The sequence below is a fragment of the Paraburkholderia sp. EG304 genome (genome assembly GCF_046543485.1).
GTDB classification, from domain to species: Bacteria; Pseudomonadota; Gammaproteobacteria; order Burkholderiales; family Burkholderiaceae; genus Paraburkholderia; species Paraburkholderia youngii.
This window is the reverse complement of record NZ_JBKGUA010000002.1, coordinates 41,295-60,384: the sequence shown is the minus strand read 5'-3', so window position 1 is coordinate 60,384 and position 19,090 is coordinate 41,295. Positions and strand designations below refer to the sequence as shown.

Annotated in this window: 12 protein-coding genes; 6 read left to right on the top strand and 6 right to left on the bottom strand. The window is 66.0% G+C overall.

The window, feature by feature from the left end; all coding sequences use genetic code 11:
* Nucleotides 1-125 precede the first annotated feature (125 nt).
* The 3 genes from tldD to ACLFKU_RS02880 all read right to left on the bottom strand — a co-directional run bounded on the left by tldD (nucleotide 126) and on the right by ACLFKU_RS02880 (nucleotide 6,947).
* The gene (gene tldD, locus ACLFKU_RS02890; RefSeq protein ID WP_410848115.1) at nucleotides 126-1,592 is read right to left on the bottom strand and encodes a metalloprotease TldD; all 1,467 of its coding nucleotides are present in this window, start codon (nucleotides 1,590-1,592) and stop codon (nucleotides 126-128) included.
* An 87-nt stretch (nucleotides 1,593-1,679) separates the two neighbouring features.
* Nucleotides 1,680-2,543, bottom strand: coding sequence for a carbon-nitrogen hydrolase family protein (locus ACLFKU_RS02885; protein ID WP_410848114.1), 864 nt, complete (start codon nucleotides 2,541-2,543; stop codon nucleotides 1,680-1,682).
* A gap of 150 nt (nucleotides 2,544-2,693) precedes the next feature.
* On the bottom strand, nucleotides 2,694-6,947 hold the full coding sequence (locus ACLFKU_RS02880; RefSeq protein ID WP_410848113.1) for a YhdP family protein: 4,254 nt from the start codon (nucleotides 6,945-6,947) through the stop codon (nucleotides 2,694-2,696).
* Between the two features lie 262 nt (nucleotides 6,948-7,209).
* Here ACLFKU_RS02880 and glnE point away from each other — a divergent pair, with 262 nt between their 5' ends.
* On the top strand, nucleotides 7,210-10,008 hold the full coding sequence (gene glnE / locus ACLFKU_RS02875; RefSeq protein ID WP_410848112.1) for a bifunctional [glutamate--ammonia ligase]-adenylyl-L-tyrosine phosphorylase/[glutamate--ammonia-ligase] adenylyltransferase: 2,799 nt from the start codon (nucleotides 7,210-7,212) through the stop codon (nucleotides 10,006-10,008).
* A 112-nt stretch (nucleotides 10,009-10,120) separates the two neighbouring features.
* Here glnE and recN read toward each other — a convergent pair whose 3' ends face one another.
* Nucleotides 10,121-11,788, bottom strand: coding sequence for a DNA repair protein RecN (gene recN / locus ACLFKU_RS02870; protein WP_410848111.1), 1,668 nt, complete (start codon nucleotides 11,786-11,788; stop codon nucleotides 10,121-10,123).
* Nucleotides 11,789-11,843: 55 nt separating this feature from the next.
* Nucleotides 11,844-12,758: an NAD kinase gene (locus ACLFKU_RS02865; RefSeq protein ID WP_410848110.1), complete on the bottom strand. Its 915-nt coding sequence runs from the start codon at nucleotides 12,756-12,758 to the stop codon at nucleotides 11,844-11,846.
* Between the two features lie 210 nt (nucleotides 12,759-12,968).
* Between ACLFKU_RS02865 and hrcA the strand changes: the two genes are divergently transcribed.
* The 3 genes from hrcA (at nucleotide 12,969) to ACLFKU_RS02850 (ending at nucleotide 15,653) form a co-directional block, all read left to right on the top strand.
* Nucleotides 12,969-13,988 carry a heat-inducible transcriptional repressor HrcA gene (gene hrcA / locus ACLFKU_RS02860; RefSeq protein WP_026227992.1) on the top strand — a complete coding sequence of 340 codons (1,020 nt, stop codon included), beginning with the start codon at nucleotides 12,969-12,971 and terminating at the stop codon, nucleotides 13,986-13,988.
* Nucleotides 13,989-14,166: 178 nt separating this feature from the next.
* Entirely contained in the window at nucleotides 14,167-15,237 is a 1,071-nt protein-coding gene (gene hemH / locus ACLFKU_RS02855) for a ferrochelatase (protein ID WP_410848264.1), read from the top strand.
* An 8-nt stretch (nucleotides 15,238-15,245) separates the two neighbouring features.
* Nucleotides 15,246-15,653 (top strand): RNA-binding S4 domain-containing protein, encoded by a 408-nt coding sequence (locus ACLFKU_RS02850; RefSeq protein WP_368585449.1) that lies wholly within the window; start codon nucleotides 15,246-15,248, stop codon nucleotides 15,651-15,653.
* Here ACLFKU_RS02850 and ACLFKU_RS02845 read toward each other — a convergent pair.
* Complete coding sequence (locus ACLFKU_RS02845; protein WP_176109498.1) at nucleotides 15,625-15,786, bottom strand: hypothetical protein; 162 nt, start codon at nucleotides 15,784-15,786, stop codon at nucleotides 15,625-15,627. The two genes, ACLFKU_RS02850 and ACLFKU_RS02845, sit on opposite strands and share 29 nt — an antisense overlap.
* Nucleotides 15,787-16,150: 364 nt before the next feature.
* Between ACLFKU_RS02845 and grpE the strand changes: the two genes are divergently transcribed.
* Both grpE and dnaK read left to right on the top strand, forming a co-directional pair.
* Nucleotides 16,151-16,738 carry a nucleotide exchange factor GrpE gene (gene grpE, locus ACLFKU_RS02840; RefSeq protein ID WP_368585430.1) on the top strand — a complete coding sequence of 196 codons (588 nt, stop codon included), beginning with the start codon at nucleotides 16,151-16,153 and terminating at the stop codon, nucleotides 16,736-16,738.
* Between the two features lie 330 nt (nucleotides 16,739-17,068).
* Complete coding sequence (gene dnaK, locus ACLFKU_RS02835) at nucleotides 17,069-19,024, top strand: molecular chaperone DnaK (RefSeq protein WP_176109496.1); 1,956 nt, start codon at nucleotides 17,069-17,071, stop codon at nucleotides 19,022-19,024.
* Nucleotides 19,025-19,090: the final 66 nt, after the last annotated feature.

Here is a 19,090-nt window from a genome sequence, read left to right as displayed (position 1 = left end):
GTCAGAAAAGGGTGAGTGACTTTATAACCCGGTACAGGCTCGGCTGACAAGCCGGGACGTCGAAAAATGCGGAAACACCGCACGCTTCGCGCTTTGTGTGCGCGAAGCGTGCATCCGCGCCGCAATCAGGCCGTGCCGCCGACCGTCATCTTCTCGATGCGCAGCGTCGGCTGACCAACGCCCACCGGCACGCTCTGGCCTTCCTTGCCGCACACGCCGACGCCCGAATCGAGCTTCATGTCGTTGCCGATCATCGTGATGTACTTCAGCGATTCCGGGCCGCTGCCGATTAGCGTCGCCCCCTTGACCGGATACGTGATCTTACCGTTCTCGATCATGTACGCCTCGGAGGCCGAGAACACGAACTTGCCGTTCGTGATGTCGACCTGACCGCCGCCGAAGTTCACCGCATACAGGCCGTTTTTCACGGACGCGAGGATTTCCTGCGGGTCCTGGTCGCCGTTAAGCATGTACGTGTTGGTCATGCGCGGCATCGGCAGCGCCGCGTACGATTCGCGCCGCGCGTTGCCGGTGACCGGCATCTTCATCAGACGCGCGTTCAGCGTGTCCTGGATGTAGCCCTTCAGGATGCCGTCCTCGATCAGCGTCGTGCACTGGGTCGGATTGCCTTCGTCGTCGATATTGAGCGAGCCGCGGCGGTTCGGCAGCGTGCCGTCGTCGACCACGGTGACGCCCTTCGCGGCGACCTGCTCGCCGATGCGTCCCGCGAATGCCGACGAGCCTTTGCGGTTGAAGTCGCCCTCGAGCCCGTGACCGATCGCTTCGTGCAGCAGCACGCCGGGCCAGCCCGGGCCGAGCACGACGGTCATTGCGCCGGCCGGCGCCGGACGCGCATCCAGATTGACGAGGGCCGCGTGCACCGCATCGTCGACATAGCGCGACAGCACTTCATCGGTGAAATAGCCGTAGTCGAAACGCCCGCCGCCGCCGCCGCTGCCGATTTCGCGGCGGCCGTTCTGCTCGGCGATCACGGTGACCGACACGCGCACGAGCGGCCGGATGTCGGCCGCGAAGCCGCCGTCGCTGCGCGCGACCAGCACCACGTCGTACTCGCCGGCCAAGCCCGCCATCACCTGCTGGATGCGCGGATCGCGGCCGCGCGCCATTTGCTCGATGCGCTCGAGCAGCTTGACCTTCGCGGTGGCGTCGAGCGAATGCAGCGGGTCGGACGGCAGGTACAGATCGCGTCCGGCGATGCCGGTCAGCGACGACGCCACCTTGATCTTCTGCTTGCCGCCGCCCGCCTTGGCGATTGCGCGCGTGGCGATGGCCGCCTGGCGGATCGCTTCGGGCGACAGGTCGTCCGAATAGGCGAACGCGGTACGGTCGCCCGACACGGCGCGCACGCCGACGCCCTGGTCGATGCTGAAGCTGCCCGATTTCACGATGCCTTCTTCGAGGCTCCACGCTTCGCTGCGGGTGGTCTGGAAGTACAGGTCCGCGTAGTCGACGCGGTGCGTGAAGATTTCGGCGAGCGTGCGCGTGAGCAGCGACTCGTCGAGACCGTAGGGCGTGAGGAGGATGTCCTTGGCGGCGGCGAGATTACGGATACCGGGTTCGATGATGTTCATGCGAAGTATGTTCTGCTCGATACGAAGGGGTCGGGGAGCGCCTGCGTCGGTATATGCGTGGCAGGCGCCGCAGTTTCAATGTCGGTTTCAGGTCAGCACGCGATGACGCCATGCCGGCAGGCTCTGCCGCACTTCGTCGATGCGCGCGCGTTCGAGGTTGCCCGCGACCACGCCGGCGCCCTCGTCGCGCACCGCGACGATCTCGCCCCACGGGTCGATCAGCATGCTGTGGCCCCAGGTGCGGCGGCCGTTTTCATGTTTGCCGCCTTGCGCCGCGGCGAGCACGTAGCACTGGTTTTCGATCGCGCGGGTGCGCAGCAGCAGCTCCCAATGCGCGCGGCCGGTCGTGTAGGTGAACGCGGACGGCACCACGATCAGCGCGCAGTCTCCCATGCGCCGGTACAGCTCGGGAAAGCGCAGATCGTAGCAGACCGACAGGCCGACCCGGCCGAAGGGCGCCTCGAAGCTTTGCACCGAGCTGCCGGGGCGGATGGTGCGAGCTTCGTCGAACGATTCATCGCCTTTTTCGAAGTTGAATAGATGGATCTTGTCGTAGCGCGCGGCCTCATTGCCGAGCGGGTCGAACACCAGCGTCGTGTTCAGCACGCGCGACGCCTCCGGCGCGTTCAGCGGCAGGGTGCCGCCGATCACCCAAAGCTGGTGGCGGCGCGCGGCGTCGGCGAGAAAGCGCTGGATCGGGCCATCCCGATGCGGCTCGCGCACGGCGAGCTTGTCGGTGTCCTTGAAGCCCATGAAACAGAAATACTCGGGGAGCAGCACGAGCTGCGCGCCGTCGGCGGCGGCTTCGGCGATCAGGCGCTCTGCGTCGGCGAGATTGCGATCGCGATCCGGCGTGCTGACCATCTGCAGCGCGGCGACCCGGAAGGGGCTGGCGAAAGGGCCGCTGGACGTTGCGGCGGATGCGGACGATGTGACGTGTGTTTCGCTCATGAGCGTGTCGAAAGACTCCCGGCGGGCGGCGGTATGAGGCGCGGGCACCGCATGGTTCTGGGCTGGCTCGGCCCCGTTGGCGCATCGAGTCGACCGAGCGGCACGAGCGGCCGCGTGGAACGAGACAGCGGCGCCAGGGAAAACCGAAGCTCAGTGCGCTTCCACGGTCGAAGCCGGAGCGTCAATCTTACCCCGTTCGCCCGTCACCCGCTGAACCTGCGGTTTCGACCACGAACCGGTGATCGCGTAGTCGCGCGCGAACACGTGCTGTATCCCCTGCGAGAACGCGACATCGGCGATCAGCGCGCCGAGGCCGATCAGCGGATTGATGATTGTCGCGGCGATCACCGCGGAGCCGGCGCTGACGGTCGGTATCACGTGCAGGTGCAGGTCCTGGGTTCTCTGCGCGATGTCGACCGAGCCCACCATCTCGGCGCGGGCCGGCGCGGTCACCATCCTGAAGTTTTCGGTGCGGGCAATGCCGTCATGAATCTGCGCGGTACCCGTCACGCTCGAGAACGGCAGGCCCTCGCCGATCACGTCGCGGAAATTGAGCGTGGCGATGCGCGCGAGGCTTTGCAGGCTCAGCACGCCGAGCAGCGTCGCGACGCCTGGGTCGACCTTCAGGATCTGGCCGTGACGCAGATCGAGCGCGAGGTTGCCGTTCAGCGTCGAATAGTCGATCGTGGTCGGGCCGCCCTGCCACACGGCCTTGCCCTGGATCGATCCGACGCCGCCCTTGAGCGTCCTCGGCAGACCGAAGCGCTCGAGCATCGCGCCAGCGTCCTTGATGTCGAGCTTGAAATCGAACACGGTGCGGCGCGGCGTGGCTTCGTCGGCCGAGATGGGCAATTCGGTCGAGGTGCGCCAGTTCGCGGTCGCGGTGAGCGTCGCGGTGGGGTTCGTCACGTCGAGCTTGTCGAGCTGCCACACCGGCACGCCGTTCTCGTCGTAGTTGTGCGCGTCGACCTCGAGCCGGCCGACGTTGCGGTCGTGCACGATCAGCTCGTTGACGACCAGATCGATCGACGGCATGTTCAGCGCGGGCGCCGACATCGCCGGGCCGAGCAGGTCCTTGTCCGCGACCGATGGAATCACGACGCGCGCGAAGCGCGCCTGCAGTTCGCCCGGCGATTCGCGAGTCACGCCCGGCAGCCACGACACGTGGCCGGACACCTGGTTCGACGCGATGTTCGCCTGCCACGTGCGATCCATGTGCGACGCGCCGACGATCACGTTGTCCCAGTGACGCTTGAGCAGCGTCAGCGTGTCGATGTGCAGCGCGAAGCGGTTCGGCAGGAATTGCGTGAGCATCGGATTCGGCGCGGCGGCGGGGGTGGCCGCGCTGCTGGCGTTGGTGGCGCTATTGCCGCCGTTCGCACCGCCGTTCGCGCCATTCGCGCCAGCCGCGCCCGCGCGCAACTGCGCGGCGAGCGCGCGCCAGGCGTCCGCATTGAACTCCTTGATGTCCACCGCGGCCACCACGCCCTCGGATGGCAGCTCGACCGGCCGGTTCACGCCGATCGCGCCGCGCACGACGGTCGGTGGCGTTCGCGGCTGCGCGTTCGGCCGATAACGCAGCAGATACGCAGCGGCGACCGGCCCCAACGTCAGGTCGGCGCGTTCGAGGCCGGCTTCGCCCGGCACCGTCGACGGATTGACCGAGAAGTGCAGCGGCATCGGCGTGCCGGCCTGCTTCTTGAACGGCGCTGGAAAATCGAGCGCGAGGCCGCTCAGGTCCGAGTTGGCGCTGACCTGCGGCAGGCGGCCCCTCGCGCCGGCGACGCGCAACGCATAAGGCGCGCTGCCGCTCATATGCGTGAGCATCTGCGCGGCCGCGCCAGGTGGATGCAGCTCGCGCGCGGCATCGACGGCGATGTGGCCGTCGAGCGCGAGCGCGTATGTGCCGTCTTGCCGCAAGCCGCCGTTCGCATGCACGTCGCCGCCGAGGAACTGTCCGGAGAGCCGCTCGACCTCGGCGGTGCGTTCGGTGAAGCGCACCCGGCCGTTCAGCCGCGACAGCGGCGGCGCATTGCTCACGCTTAGGCGATTGTTCAGGAAGCCGAGCGCGCCTTCGACGCCCACATGCGGCTTCGGCGTGCGCGGGATCGTCAGCTTCAGCGCGAGCGACGCGGGCCCTTCGGCGCGAATCTTTTCGGTCTGATGCCGCGCCATGATGCCGAGCGAGCTGCGGTTCACGTAGTCGAGCATGTCGGCGAGCGGGCCGCGGCCATTGCCCTGGATGGTGAGGTTCGAGCCTTTGGTGCCGAGGTCGTCGATGCGGCCGTTCACGCCGGTCAGCGCGACGCGCTTGTAACGGCCGCGGTCGATGTCGAAGCGCAGCACGTTCTGCTTGAGCTCGAACACTCCGTCGATGCCGTCGAGCGGCGGCCAAACGTTCGGCGTGCCGTTGCGCATGTTGCGCGGCGGGAACGGCGTCGGATCGAACTTGCCGCCGGTGAACGGCGCGACGATGTGGAAGAGGCCGGCGTCGGGGTCGCGCGCGTAGGGGAACTTGGTCAGGTCGCCGTGCACTTCGATCGTGCCGCCGCGCGACACGCCAGCCTGCAAGCCGTGGCCCAGGTAAATGCGCAGCTTTTCGCTGACTGCGGTCGGCAGATAGCGGGCGATGCGGGTCACCTGAGCCCGCTGGAAGTCGGCTTTCAGGTCGAGCGAGCCGCGGCCGTGGCCGGGATTGCTGTAGCTCGCGGTCGCGCTCGCCTCGACGTCCGGGTTCGATACGCTGAAATCGTTGAGCTTGACCGCGAACGCGGGACGCGTGTCGCCCGGTGCCTTCTTGCCCATCGTCCACTCGGCGCGGCCGCGCAGACGCGCGAGCGTGAGACGCGGATCGTCGAACACGCCCGGCAGCGTGATCGCCAAGCTGGACGTATCGAGGTTCGCGCGGCCGCCTTTTTCGTCGGCGTCGACGGTGCCCCACAGATTCTCGATGCCGGGAATGCCGGCGCGCGGGTGGCCGCGCGGGGTCAGGCCAGGCCCCGGCTCCTGGGCGGCGAAGCTGATGCCCTGCAGATCCCCCTTGAAGCGATAACGCTCGATCGGCTCCGCACCCGTCGGCCGATGGTCGCTGCCCACTTCTCCGGATTCCGGTTTGCCGCGCTCGACCTCGATCACGTAGTTCGCGACCAGCCCGCGCGGATCGATGCGCACGAGTTCGTTCAGAAAGTGCCGCGGCAACGGCAGCGCGCGGCTGAATTCGGCGAGGATGCCGAGATCGACGCGATCGCCGCTGATGCTCAAGAGCTGCCCGTGCTGCTGGGACGCTGTCCGGTAGCGGCTGTCGAGGGTCCGGAAGCGCAGGATGCGCGTGAGCGGCGTGCCGTCTTCGAGCGGCGGCTGGCCGAGCTCGGCGCGCAGATCCGACAACTGCAGCCGGTATTCGCCGTCGTCTGACTCGACGCGCCACAGGAAGTGGGCGATCGGCACCAGCAGCTTTGGCTGGGTCGGACGCACGCGCATCGCGACGTCGTTGCCGCTCAACTGGCCGGTCGCCTGGTTCATGCGGCCTTCGCTGAAGTCGATCCAGATCGCATTGTCGATGCGGCCGGCGAACGTCTCGATCGGGAATTCAATGTAGCGCGCGAGCGTCGGCAGATCGACCGGGCCCGTCGACATATACACCTGGCCGGTCCAGTTGATCGGCTTGCCTATCGCAGAGAGCGGCGCGTGGCGGAAGTGCGTGCGGAAGTCGAGCGGTCCTTTCAGCACGCGGCCGTCGGGCGGCGCCTGCAGCGCCATGCGGTGGTCGTGGCCGTCATTGAGGATCGCGATGCGGATATCGCGCAGCGCCAGTTCGGGTTCGTGGCGCGTCGCGTCGCGCCAGCGCAGCACGCCGCCGCGCACGACGATCGCCTGCTGACGCAACAACCAGGTGGACAGCGCGTCGTTGCCGCTGTGGCGCGTCGGCACCGGCACGCCTGCGACCGACAGCACGCCGTCGTCGCTGCGCGACACCAGCACGTCCGGCTGATCGACGATCAGGCTCGACAGCGCCGGATGAAATTCCCACAGCGAGCGCCAGGACACCGTCGCGGTGGCGTGCGGTATCGTTAGCGCGGGTTGGCCGTCGTGATCGCGGATGACGAGGTTGGTGACGTCGAGCCCAGGCTGGAAGCCGCTCCAGTGCGGTGCGAGCCGGCCGATCGTGAATTGGGTGCGCAGCTTGTCGGAGACCGCGGCTTCGATGCGCGGCCGGAACGTGTCGATACGCGGCAGCACCACATAGCGCAAGCCCAGAAACACTCCCCCCGCGATGAAATAGAGGACGAGTGCGAGCGTGGCGAGCACCCGCAAAGTCCGACGCAGCACGATGTGGTCGCTTCCGCTCACATGCCGGACCTGCGATGGGGCTTGCGGGTCGGCGGATTCGTTTCGCTCGGACATGCTGCGGCGGCTGGGCGTATGGTAGTTTTGCGTGTTAACGACGAAATGTAACACACGGGAAAGCGTCGGGCGGAGTTCCTGCAACCCCTGTCCGATAGCCCGTGACGGGGATTTGCGAGGCCGTCCGGCACGGGGTTCGGCATGCTTGCCGCCGCGTGCCGATCGCACAATAGAACGATATGACAGCGACCCCGAAACGACACCCCGACATCGTCAGAACACCGCCGGACAAATTCGATCAAGCAACGAGCGAGCCAGATTTTTGATGACTGACGCAACCCTCCTGAGTTCCAGCTATTCGGACTATGCCGCGCGCGCCGCCGCGGCCCGCCCGCAACTGGCCGCGCATGTCAGCGCGCTGGCCGACGAACCGTTGACGCGCGAGCGCATCGACGCGCGTCTCGACGCGCTGTGCGGCGAGGCGGCGGGCCCCGCCGGTGCGCCGCTCAACGAAGATGCGCTGAAGCGCGCGCTGCGCCAGTTGCGTACCGAAGTGTTCTGCGCGGTGATGGAGCGCGACCTGGCCGGCGAGGCGGATATCGCCGAAGTCACCGGCGCGATGACCGATCTCGCGGAAACGACGATCCAGCGTGCGCTGACGGTGCTGAGCGCCGAGCTCGAAGCGCTGTATGGCGAGCCGCGCGACCAGCAGGGCGAACGGCTCACGCTGGGTGTGGTCGGCATGGGCAAGCTCGGCGGGCGTGAGCTGAACGTGTCGTCTGATATCGATCTGATCTTCGTCTACGAGGACGACGGCGAGACTACCGGCGGCCAGCGCTCGCCGCTCGCGACCCAGGAGTTCTTCACCCGGCTCGGCAAGCGGCTGATCGGCGCGCTCGCCGAAGTCACCGCCGACGGCTACGTATTTCGCGTCGATATGCGTCTACGGCCGAACGGCGATTCGGGGCCGCTCGTGTGCAGCCTCGGCATGCTCGAAGAGTATTTCTACGTGCAGGGCCGCGAGTGGGAGCGCTATGCGTGGATCAAGGGCCGGCTCGTATCCGAGGGCGCGAGCGCCTCGGCACGGCGGCTGCAGAAGCAGCTCGACGCGATCGTCACGCCGTTCGTCTATCGACGCTATCTGGATTTCGGCGTGATCAGCGCGATCCGCGCGCTGCATCTGCAGATCCGCCAGGAGGCGCAGCGCCGCGCGTCGATGCGCCCCGACAAGGCCGACGACATCAAGCTCGGCCGTGGCGGCATCCGCGAAATCGAATTCAGCGCGCAGGTGTTCCAGCTGATCCGCGGCGGGCAGGACGCCGGCTTTCGCGTGCGGCCGACGCTCGCCGTGCTGCGCCACGCGGCTACGCATGGGTTGATGGACCCGTCGGTGTGCGTGAAGCTGTCGCAGGCGTATCGCTTTCTGCGGGAGCTCGAGCATCGTTTGCAATACCGCAACGACGCGCAGACTCACGCGATGCCCGTCGATCCCGAAGACCGCGCGGCGCTCGCGCGCGCGATGGGCTGCGACGACTACCAGGAGTTGATGACGAAGCTCGACGCGCATCGCGAGTTCGTCGAACTGCAATTCGATCAGATTTTCGCCGACAAGGTGGGCGGTCGCGACGGCTGCGGCGCGCCGGAAGACGGTGCCGCCGCGTGGGTGTGGAGCAGTGCGCTCGCCGACGATAGCGCGGACGAGGCGCTGCGCGCACGCCTGATCGAACTGGGCGTGGCCGAACCCGGCGAGTTGCTGGCACGGCTGCAGGCGGTGTGGCGCTCGTCGCGCTACACGGGGCTGAACGAGCGCAGCCGGCAGCGTTTCGACATCGTCGCGCAGCGCGCGCTCGAAGCCGCGCGCACGCTGGAGCCGGCCGAGCGGCGCGGCGACACGGTCGCGCGCCTGTTCGATCTGCTCGAAGCGGTGAGCCGGCGCGGCGCTTATCTGGCGCTCTTGACCGAGTATCCGCAGGCGCTGCACCAGGTGCTGTCGGTGCTGGGCGGCTCACGCTGGGCGGCCGGCTATCTGATCCGCCATCCGCAGCTGCTCGACGAACTGCTCGACGGCGAGGCGATCAACAGCCCGTTCGACTGGCCCGAATTCAAGCGTACGTTGCGTTTGCGGCTCGCCGCCGCCGATGGCGTCGAGCAGCAGATGGATCTGCTGCGGCACGCGCATCAGGCCGAGGTGTTCCGCATTCTGCTGATCGATCTTGCCGGCAAGCTGTCTGTCGAGCACGTCAGCGACCGGCTGTCCGAGCTCGCCGACGCGGTGCTGGACGTGACGATCGACGCCGTGTGGAATCAGTTGGCCAAACGCCACCGCGACACGCCGCGCTTCGCGGTGATCGCCTACGGCAAGCTCGGCGGCAAGGAGCTCGGCTACGCGTCGGACCTCGACCTGATCTTCCTGTACGACGATCCCGACGATGCCGCGGCCGACGTCTACGCCACCTTCACGCGGCGCCTGATCACATGGCTGACCACCGCGACCGGCGCCGGCACCTTGTTCGACATCGATCTGCGGCTGCGGCCCAACGGCGAATCGGGCCTGCTCGTCACCGATCTCGACGCGTTCCGCCGCTACCAGCTTCGCGAGGGCGACGCGGCGAACACCGCGTGGGTGTGGGAGCATCAGGCGCTGACGCGGGCACGCTACTGCGCGGGCGATCCGGAGATCGGCGCGAAATTCGAGGCGATCCGCGAACAGGTGCTGACGACGCCGCGCGAAGCGCCGCCGCTCGCGAAGGAAATCGTCGAGATGCGCGCGCGTGTCGAAGCGGGTCACCCGAACCAGACGCCGGCGCTGTTCGACCTGAAGCACGACCGCGGCGGCATGGTCGATATCGAGTTCACCGTGCAGTATTGGGTGCTGCTGCATGCGGCGCGCGATCCCGAGCTGATCCGCAATACCGGCAACATCGCGCTGCTGCGTAAAGTGTCGCGTTTCGGGCTGATGAGCGAAGCGGAAGCGGAGACGGTCGGCGCTGCCTATCGGCGCTATCGCAAGCTGCAGCACACGCTGCGGCTCGATGGTATGGAGAAGGCGCGGGTCGATCCGGCGCTGGTCGCAGCCGAGCGCGAGGCGGTGCTGGCGTTGTGGAAAAGGGTGTTTGGGTAATGGCGCTTACGCATTTCGCGTAGCGCTGGCGCATCATGCGCGGCCGGGATCGGTGTGACGTCCCGGCCAATCCGACTCACGCCGTGTGCGGTGAGCTGCGCACGGCGCAATCTCAGGCGGCCAGCATTTCCTTCGCGTGCTTGCGCGTGGTCGCGGTGATTTCGAGGCCGCCGAGCATGCGCGCGACTTCCTCGATGCGGCTCGCCTTGTCGAGCGAGGTCACGCTGCTGAGCGTGCCGCCGGTGCCGTTGCTCATCTTTGCGACCTGGAAGTGATGATCGCCGCGCGCGGCGACCTGCGGCAGATGGGTCACGCACAACACCTGACGCGCCTCGCCGAGCTGATGCAATAGCCGCCCGACCACTTCGGCCACGCCGCCGCCGATGCCGGTATCCACTTCGTCGAAGATCAGCGTCGGTGTCGGGCTGGCCGCGCTCGCGATCACTGCGAGCGCGAGACTGATACGCGCGAGTTCGCCGCCCGACGCGACCTTCGCGAGCGGCCGCAGCGGCACGCCGGCGTGACCGGCAACGCGGAACTCGATCTGCTCGAGCCCATGCGCGCCGCCTTCGGGCAACGGCACCAGCGCGACTTCGAAGCTGCCGCCTTTCATCGACAATTCCTGCATGCCGGTCGTGACCGCCTCGCCGAGCGCCTTGCCTGCTTTCGCGCGTGCCTTCGACAGCTTCTTCGCCTCGCCGATGAACACTTCCTTCGCTTGCGCCTCGGCGGCGCGCAGGCCGTCGAGGTCCGCGGCGGCATCGAGCGCGGCCAATTGCTTGCGGCGCGCTTCGTGTTCTTCCGGCAGCGTCTCGGGCTGCAGGCGGAATTTGCGCGCGGCCGAGTGCAGCGCGTCGAGGCGATTTTCAACCTGCGCGAGCCGCTCGGGATCGAGCTCGAGCTTCTGCGCGTAGTGGCTCAGCGAATACGCGGCTTCCTGCAACTGGATTTCGGCGGGTTCGAGCGCGGCGAGCACGTCGTTCAGCGCCGGGTCGATTTCCGCGAGGTCGCGCACCTTCGACACGATCGAGCCGAGATGCGTGATCATCGCGTCGTCCGATTCGGACAGCGCGCCGAGCGCACCCTGCACGCCGTCGATCAGATTCGCGGAATGCGACAGCCGCCGATGCTCGGTGTTGACCTCTTCCCATTCGCCCGGCTGCGGCGCGAGCTTGTCGAGCTCGGCGAGTTGCCACGCGAGTCGCTCGCGTTCGAGTTGCAGCTCGCGATCGCGCGTTTGCGCGTGCTCGACCGCCTGCGCCTTGTCGCGCCACGTGCGCCACGCGCGTGTCACGGCGGCGGCCAGGTCGGACAGGCCCGCGTGCGTGTCGAACAGCTCGCGCTGCGCGTCCGGGCGCATCAGCAACTGGTGCGCGTGCTGGCCGTGAATATCGACGAGCATTTCGCCGACCTCGCGCAGCTGCGCGAGCGTGGCCGCCGTGCCGTTGATGAACGCGCGCGAGCGGCCGTTCGCGTCGACCACCCGCCGTAGCATCACCGTGCCGCCGTGTTGGCCGTCGTCGGCCGCGCCGAGCGCCTGCGCATCGAGCCATTGATCGACCTGTGCGTGCGTTTCGAACTCCGCGGTGATGTCGGCGCGGCTCTCGCCGGTGCGCACGACGCTCGCATCGGCGCGCGCACCTAGCGCGAGCGCGAGCGCGTCGATCAGAATCGATTTGCCGGCGCCGGTTTCGCCCGAGAAAACGGTAAAGCCGCTGTCGAATTCGAGGTCGAGCGCGGCGACGATGACGAAGTCGCGTATCGAGAGGTGGCGAAGCATGGAGGTCGTCGGGTGAGCGTGGGATTCGGGTGGCGGCCGCTGCGGCGTTTGCGCTTCAAGGCGCCGCTTGCGGCCTCTGGTCTTCTTCGTGCGACGGGTACTCGTGCCAGTGCAGCTTCTTGCGCAGCGTCGCGTAATAGCTGTAGCCGACCGGATGCAGCATCGGCACCGTATGACGCGAACGGCGCACCTCGATCGTGTCGCCGAGCTCCAGCGACGTGAACGACTGCATGTCGAAATTCACGTTCACTTCGCGCCCGGAAACGATCTGGATGCTGACCTTCGAGTCGTCTGGCAGCACGATCGGCCGGTTCGACAGCGCGTGCGGCGCGATCGGCACGAGCACGAAGCCCTGCAATTGGGGGTGCAGGATCGGCCCCTGCGACGACAGCGCGTACGCGGTCGAGCCGGTCGGCGTTGCAACGATCAGGCCGTCCGAGCGCTGGTTGTACATGAAGCGGCCGTCGACCGACACGCGCAGCTCCGCCATGCCCGAAAAACCGCTACGGTTGACCACCACGTCGTTGAACGCGAGCGCGTGGTAGATCGGCGTGCCGTCGCGCACGATGCGCGCTTCGAGCAGCACGCGCTCCTCGCGCTCGAAATTGCCGGACAGCATTTGCGGCACGGTCTCGAGCATGTCGGAGATCGGGATGTCGGTGATGAAGCCGAGCCGCCCGTGGTTGATCCCGATCAAGGGTGTGCGATATGGCGCGAGCTGGCGGCCGATGCCGAGCATCGTGCCGTCGCCGCCGAGCACCACGGCAACGTCGGCGCGCGCGCCGATCTCAGCGGGACGCAGCGCCGGGTAGTCGGTTACGCCGATTTCGGCGGCGGTGTCGGCTTCGAACACGACTTCGAGGCCGAGCATGGCGAGGCACGCGGCGAGCGCGGTCAGCGGCTCGCCGATGCCTGGCGTATTGCTGCGCCCGACGAGCGCGACGGTCTTGAACTGGCTGGTCACTTGCATGCCGGCATTACACCATAGGTAGGGCCTGAAAAGAACCGCAGGCCAACCCGGTAGCGGGTCGGCGCACGCGGGGCGTCTGCGCATGTCGCGATTATCGTTAGAATGGTGAAGACCCGATGACATGCGCGCTCGCCGACGGCGGCGCATTTGCCGGGAGCGGGCGCCGCGGGCGCTCGCGGCTGCGATGCCATTGAGCTAAAATTTTTCGTCATGCTAGATCCTCGCGCACAAACCCTCCTCAAAACGCTGATCGAGCGCTACATCGCCGAAGGTCAGCCGGTCGGCTCGCGCACGCTGTCACGTTACTCGGGCCTCGAGCTGAGCCCGGCCACGATCCGCAACGTGATGTCGGACCTCGAGGATCTGGGGCTCGTGATCAGTCCGCATACGTCGGCGGGGCGCATTCCGACGCCACGCGGCTACCGTCTGTTCGTGGACACGATGCTGACGGTCGAGTCCGCCGCCGACGAAGAAGCGGTGATGCGCGCGGTCAAAACCACGCTGCAGGTGGGCGAGCCGCAGAAGATCGTCGCCGCGGCGGCGAGCGTGCTGTCCAACCTGTCGCAGTTCGCCGGCGTGGTGCTCACACCGCGCCGCAGCCACGTATTCAAGCAGATCGAATTCATGCGCCTGTCCGACAAGCGCATTCTGCTGATCATCGTGACGCCCGAAGGCGACGTGCAAAACCGCATTCTCGCCACCCAGCGCGACTTTTCGCCTTCGCAGCTGGTGGAAGCCTCCAATTACATCAACGCGCACTTCGCGGGCCTCTCGTTCGACGAAGTGCGCCGCCGCCTGCGCGAGGAAATCGACGAGCTGCGTGGCGACATGACTTCGCTGATGCACGCGGCCGTCACCGCGAGCACCGACGAATCCGATACCGGCGAGACCGTGCTGATCTCGGGCGAGCGCAATCTGCTCGAAGTCGCGGATCTTTCGTCGGACATGGCGCGCCTGCGCAAGCTGTTCGATGTGTTCGACCAGAAGACCAGCCTCCTTCAGTTGCTCGATGTGTCGAGTCATGCGGCGGGCGTGCAAATATTCATTGGCGGCGAATCGACGCTGGTGCCGATCGAGGAAATGAGCGTCGTCACCGCGCCGTACGAGGTGAACGGCAAGATCGTCGGCACGCTCGGTGTGATCGGACCGACCCGCATGGCCTACAACCGCGTGATTCCGATCGTGGACATCACCGCGCGGCTGTTGTCCATGACGCTCAGCCAGCAGTAGTCCTCGCGCTTTGCGGCGCTGCCGTCATCGCAGCCCGTGCCGGCCATGATGCGCGAACGGGCGGCGTCTGCCAATCGTCCGAATGGCCAGGGTCCGGCGGCGCCCGGCCGAACCCGCGCCGCTATAATGAATCTCCATTGAATCGACTCGCCGCGTGACGCGGCGATTTCTGCTGCCTATGCGCTTCGACCTCGAGCGGCCATCACAGAACGCCACATCGCATCGCGTCGCCGTGTTGCTGATCAACCTCGGCACGCCCGATGCGCCGACGCCGCGCGCGGTGCGCCGCTATCTCGCGCAGTTCCTGTCCGATCCTCGCGTGGTCGAAATTCCCGCGCTGCTGTGGCAGCTGATTCTGCGTCTGCTGATCCTGCCGTTTCGCGGCCGCAGCTCCGCCAGGAAGTACGCGGCGGTGTGGATGCCCGAGGGCTCGCCGCTGCGCGTGCACACCGAAAAGCAGGTCGAGGGCTTGCGCCATCTGCTGCAAGTCAACGACTACACGGTGCTGGTCGACTACGCGATGCGCTACGGCACGCCCGGCATTCCCGCAATGCTGAACCAGCTGAAGCTCGCTGGCGCCGAGCGCGTGCTGCTGATGCCGATGTATCCGCAGTATTCGGCGTCGACCACCGCGACCGCGTTCGACGAAGCCTTTTCCGCGCTCAAGCGCATGCGTAACCAGCCGGAAGTCCGCACGGTTCGCCAGTACGCCGATCACCCGGCGTATATCGCGGCGCTTGCCGCGCAGGTGCGTCACCACTGGCATCTGCACGGCCGCCCCGATTTCGCGGCGGGCGACAAGCTCGTGCTGAGTTTCCACGGCGTACCCAAGCGCACGCTCGACCTCGGCGACCCGTATCACGAGCAATGCCAGCAGACCGGCGCACTGCTGATGCAGGCGCTCGAGTTGACGCCGGTCGAATGCCGCATCACGTTCCAGTCGCGCTTTGGCAAGGCCGAATGGCTGCAGCCCTATACGGCGCCGACGTTGAAGGAACTCGGCGCGGCAGGCGTGCGGCGTGCTGATGTGTTTTGTCCGGGTTTCACCGCCGACTGCCTCGAAACGATCGAGGAAATCGGCATGGAAGTGCGCGACGAATTTCTACAGGCGGGTGGCAAGGAGTTTCACCGGATCGCCTGTCTGAACGCGTCTCAGCCGTGGGTTGCCGCGCTCGGCGAAATTGTCGCGCAACACCTGCAGGGCTGGCCGGTGCAAGCGGTGCCGGTGCCGCACACGACAGGAGCTTGAATACGCAAATGAACTACCGTATTTCAACCGAACCGGGCGCGAAACTGCGCATCGACAAATGGCTGTGGGCCGCGCGCTTCTTCAAGACGCGTTCGTTGGCCGCGGATGCGGTCGACAAGGGGCGGGTGCGCATCGGCGGCGCGGCCGTGAAGCCGGCCAAGGACGTGCGTGTCGGCGATCTGGTCGAAATCGAGATCGAGCGCTACGTGTGGCAGGTCGAGGTGCTGGGCGTATGCGACGTACGCGGCCCGGCGAGCGTGGCGCAGACGCTTTACGCGGAAACCTCGCAGAGCAAGGAGAAGCGGCAGGTCGAGCAGGAACGGCGCAAGGTATATCACGAGCCGGCCGCCGCGCTGCACGGGCGACCGACCAAGCGCGACCGGCGCACTATCGACAGATTTTCGGGTGGGAACTAAAAAACTGCTCGACCGTGGCATGTGCGCCACCGTACTCGGTGGTGTGGTCGTTGACCGCGCCGGACATGCAGATTGTCGTGGTGCCCGCGATCAGTACCAGTGCGACCACCCCGATTGCAACGGTCAGTTTCACGGTACTCCCCTCGATGGGCTGAAACGGGCTATCGGAACGACTGTCAGGTGTCGGTAAGGCTTACGTCAAATTAAGGGTTAACGTGCGTTGCCGCTCCATGACTGGAGAATAGGTCAGTTGCGGGCTGCACTCAATCCCTATCTGATTGCGCCACGTGAATGCTTGTTACGGCGCATTTCGCCTGCACGACGGTGGTGCGAAAAAACCTCGGAGCCGCTTGAAACGGCTATTTCAGACCCCATCTGGGGTCCGGTCTGGCGGATCGGCGCGAAGACACGTGCCGCGATTTTGCAAAGCACGAATCGTACGGTGTCGGAACGGCTTTTTCCGCCTTTGCTTTTACTTTTTAACGACTTTCAGCGACATGGAAAACACGCAAGAGAACCCGACGAGCCAGAATCCCACGCCCGCCGACGAAGCCGCGCGCCAGGCCGCCGAGACGGCTGAGGCCGCTACTCAACAGCAGAACACCGGCGCCACCACTGAATCCGCCCAGGCAGCCGCCGAGCAGGCGCTGGCCGACGCTCAGGCGAAGATCGCCGAGTTGCAGGAAGACTTCCTGCGCGCGAAGGCCGAAACCGAAAACGTGCGCCGTCGCGCTCAGGAAGACGTCGCCAAGGCGCACAAGTTTGCGATCGAGAACTTCGCCGAGCATCTGCTGCCGGTGGTCGACAGTCTCGAGGCGGCCGTCGCCCATTCGTCCGACGACCTGCAGAAGGTCCGCGAAGGCGTCGAACTCACGCTGCGCCAGTTGAGCGGCGCGCTGGAGAAGGGCCGCGTCGTGGCCATCAATCCGGTCGGCGAGAAGTTCGACCCGCATCGCCATCAAGCCATTTCGATGGTGCCGGCCGACCAGGAGCCGAACACCGTCGTCGCGGTGCTGCAAAAGGGCTTCGTGATCGCGGATCGGGTGCTGCGTCCCGCGCTCGTGACCGTCGCGGCGCCGAAGTAAGCACGTCGACGGGCATCTCGGCGTCAGCGCCGGCGGCGTCTGCCTCGTCGCTTCGCATCGGCGCGCGCCGCAAAACATCCAGTCGATTCAGGCACTTCCGGCGGACCGCGCCGGGGCGCCGTGCAAGCTGACGGAGCGGGCTCGCAGCAAGGATTCACGAGCCCGCCCCGTGATTGAAAAAAATTAAAGACCGCATCGCAATAGAGGTCTTGAAAACGATGTGGCCGCACTTATTTTGAGTGCAGGTAGGAATTGAGAGCGGATCGTCCCGCCGCCAGATGGGCCAACCGGGCGCTTTCCGCAGCGATCAAAGTCAGGAGATTTGTAAAAATGGGCAAAATCATCGGCATCGACCTCGGCACGACCAACTCGTGCGTGGCGATCATGGAAGGCAACTCGGTCAAGGTCATCGAGAACTCGGAAGGCGCGCGCACCACGCCGTCGATCATCGCTTACATGGAAGACAGCGAGATCCTGGTCGGCGCGCCGGCCAAGCGTCAGTCGGTCACGAACCCGAAGAACACGCTGTTCGCGGTCAAGCGTCTGATCGGCCGCCGCTTCGAAGAGAAGGAAGTGCAGAAGGACATCGGCCTGATGCCCTACAAGATCATCAAGGCCGACAACGGCGACGCATGGATCGAAGTGCGCGACCAGAAGCTCGCGCCGCCGCAAATTTCCGCCGAAGTGCTGCGCAAGATGAAGAAGACCGCTGAGGACTACCTCGGCGAGACCGTCACGGAAGCCGTGATCACGGTGCCGGCGTACTTCAACGACAGCCAGCGTCAGGCGACCAAAGATGCAGGCCGCATCGCCGGTCTGGAAGTGAAGCGGATCATCAACGAACCGACCGCAGCCGCATTGGCATTCGGCCTGGACAAGGCTGAAAAGGGCGACCGCAAGATCGCGGTGTTCGACCTCGGCGGCGGCACGTTCGACATCTCGATCATCGAAATCGCGGACGTCGACGGTGAAATGCAGTTCGAAGTGCTGTCCACGAACGGCGACACGTTCCTCGGCGGTGAAGACTTCGATCAGCGCATCATCGACTACATCATCGGCGAGTTCAAGAAGGAACAGGGCGTCGATCTGTCGAAAGACGTGCTCGCGCTGCAGCGCCTGAAGGAATCGGCTGAAAAGGCGAAGATCGAGCTGTCGTCGAGCCAGCAGACTGAAATCAACCTGCCGTACATCACGGCCGACGCGTCGGGTCCGAAGCACCTGAACCTGAAGATCACGCGTGCGAAGCTGGAAGCGCTGGTTGAAGAACTGATCGAACGCACGATCGAGCCGTGCCGCGTGGCCATCAAGGACGCAGGCGTGAAGGTCGGCGAAATCGACGACGTGATCCTGGTCGGCGGTATGACCCGTATGCCGAAGGTGCAGGAAAAGGTGAAGGAGTTCTTCGGCAAGGACCCGCGCCGTGACGTGAACCCGGACGAAGCCGTGGCCGTTGGTGCCGCGATCCAGGGCCAGGTTCTGTCGGGCGACCGCAAGGACGTGTTGCTGCTCGACGTGACCCCGTTGTCGCTCGGCATCGAAACGCTCGGCGGCGTGATGACGAAGATGATCAACAAGAACACCACGATCCCGACCAAGCACGCACAGGTCTACTCGACGGCTGACGACAACCAGAGCGCCGTGACGATCAAGGTGTTCCAGGGCGAACGCGAAATGGCAGCGGGCAACAAGCTGCTCGGCGAGTTCAACCTCGAAGGCATTCCGCCGGCACCGCGCGGCGTGCCGCAGATCGAAGTGAGCTTCGACATCGACGCGAACGGCATTCTGCACGTCGGCGCGAAAGATAAGGCGACCGGCAAGGAAAACCGCATCACGATCAAGGCGAACTCGGGTCTGTCCGAAGCCGAAATCGAGAAGATGGTGAAGGATGCGGAAGCGAACGCGGAAGAAGATCACAAGCTGCGTGAGCTGGCCGACGCCCGCAACCAGGGTGACGCACTCGTCCACAGCACGAAGAAGGCGCTGACCGAGTACGGCGACAAGCTCGAAGCGGGTGAGAAGGAGAAGATCGAGGCCGCGTTGAAGGAACTCGAAGACACGCTGAAGAGCAGCTCGAGCGACAAGGCCGCGATCGAAGCGAAGATCGAAGCGGTGGCCACGGCCTCGCAGAAGATGGGCGAGAAGATGTACGCCGACATGCAGGCTGCGCAAGGTGCCGAAGCGGCAGCGGGCGCGGCGGGCGGTGCGGGTGCCGGTGCATCGGCGGGCGCGAGCCAGCAGGCCGACGACGTGGTCGACGCTGAGTTCAAGGAAGTGAAGAAGGACTAAAGCCAGGTCGGCATCCGACCGTAAAGCCGTGCACAGCGATGTGCACGGCCCGGCTGCACGAGATCG

Bases quoted from the DNA above. Each gene is read 5' to 3' on its own strand.
- tldD (WP_410848115.1), bottom strand. From the start codon at position 1,592: ATGAACATCATCGAACCCGGTATCCGTAATCTCGCCGCCGCCAAGGAC.
- ACLFKU_RS02885 (WP_410848114.1), bottom strand. From the start codon at position 2,543: ATGAGCGAAACACACGTCACATCGTCCGCATCCGCCGCAACGTCCAGC.
- ACLFKU_RS02880 (WP_410848113.1), bottom strand. From the start codon at position 6,947: ATGTCCGAGCGAAACGAATCCGCCGACCCGCAAGCCCCATCGCAGGTC.
- recN (WP_410848111.1), bottom strand. From the start codon at position 11,788: ATGCTTCGCCACCTCTCGATACGCGACTTCGTCATCGTCGCCGCGCTC.
- ACLFKU_RS02865 (WP_410848110.1), bottom strand. From the start codon at position 12,758: ATGCAAGTGACCAGCCAGTTCAAGACCGTCGCGCTCGTCGGGCGCAGC.
- hrcA (WP_026227992.1), top strand. From the start codon at position 12,969: ATGCTAGATCCTCGCGCACAAACCCTCCTCAAAACGCTGATCGAGCGC.
- hemH (WP_410848264.1), top strand. From the start codon at position 14,167: ATGCGCTTCGACCTCGAGCGGCCATCACAGAACGCCACATCGCATCGC.
- ACLFKU_RS02850 (WP_368585449.1), top strand. From the start codon at position 15,246: ATGAACTACCGTATTTCAACCGAACCGGGCGCGAAACTGCGCATCGAC.
- grpE (WP_368585430.1), top strand. From the start codon at position 16,151: ATGGAAAACACGCAAGAGAACCCGACGAGCCAGAATCCCACGCCCGCC.
- dnaK (WP_176109496.1), top strand. From the start codon at position 17,069: ATGGGCAAAATCATCGGCATCGACCTCGGCACGACCAACTCGTGCGTG.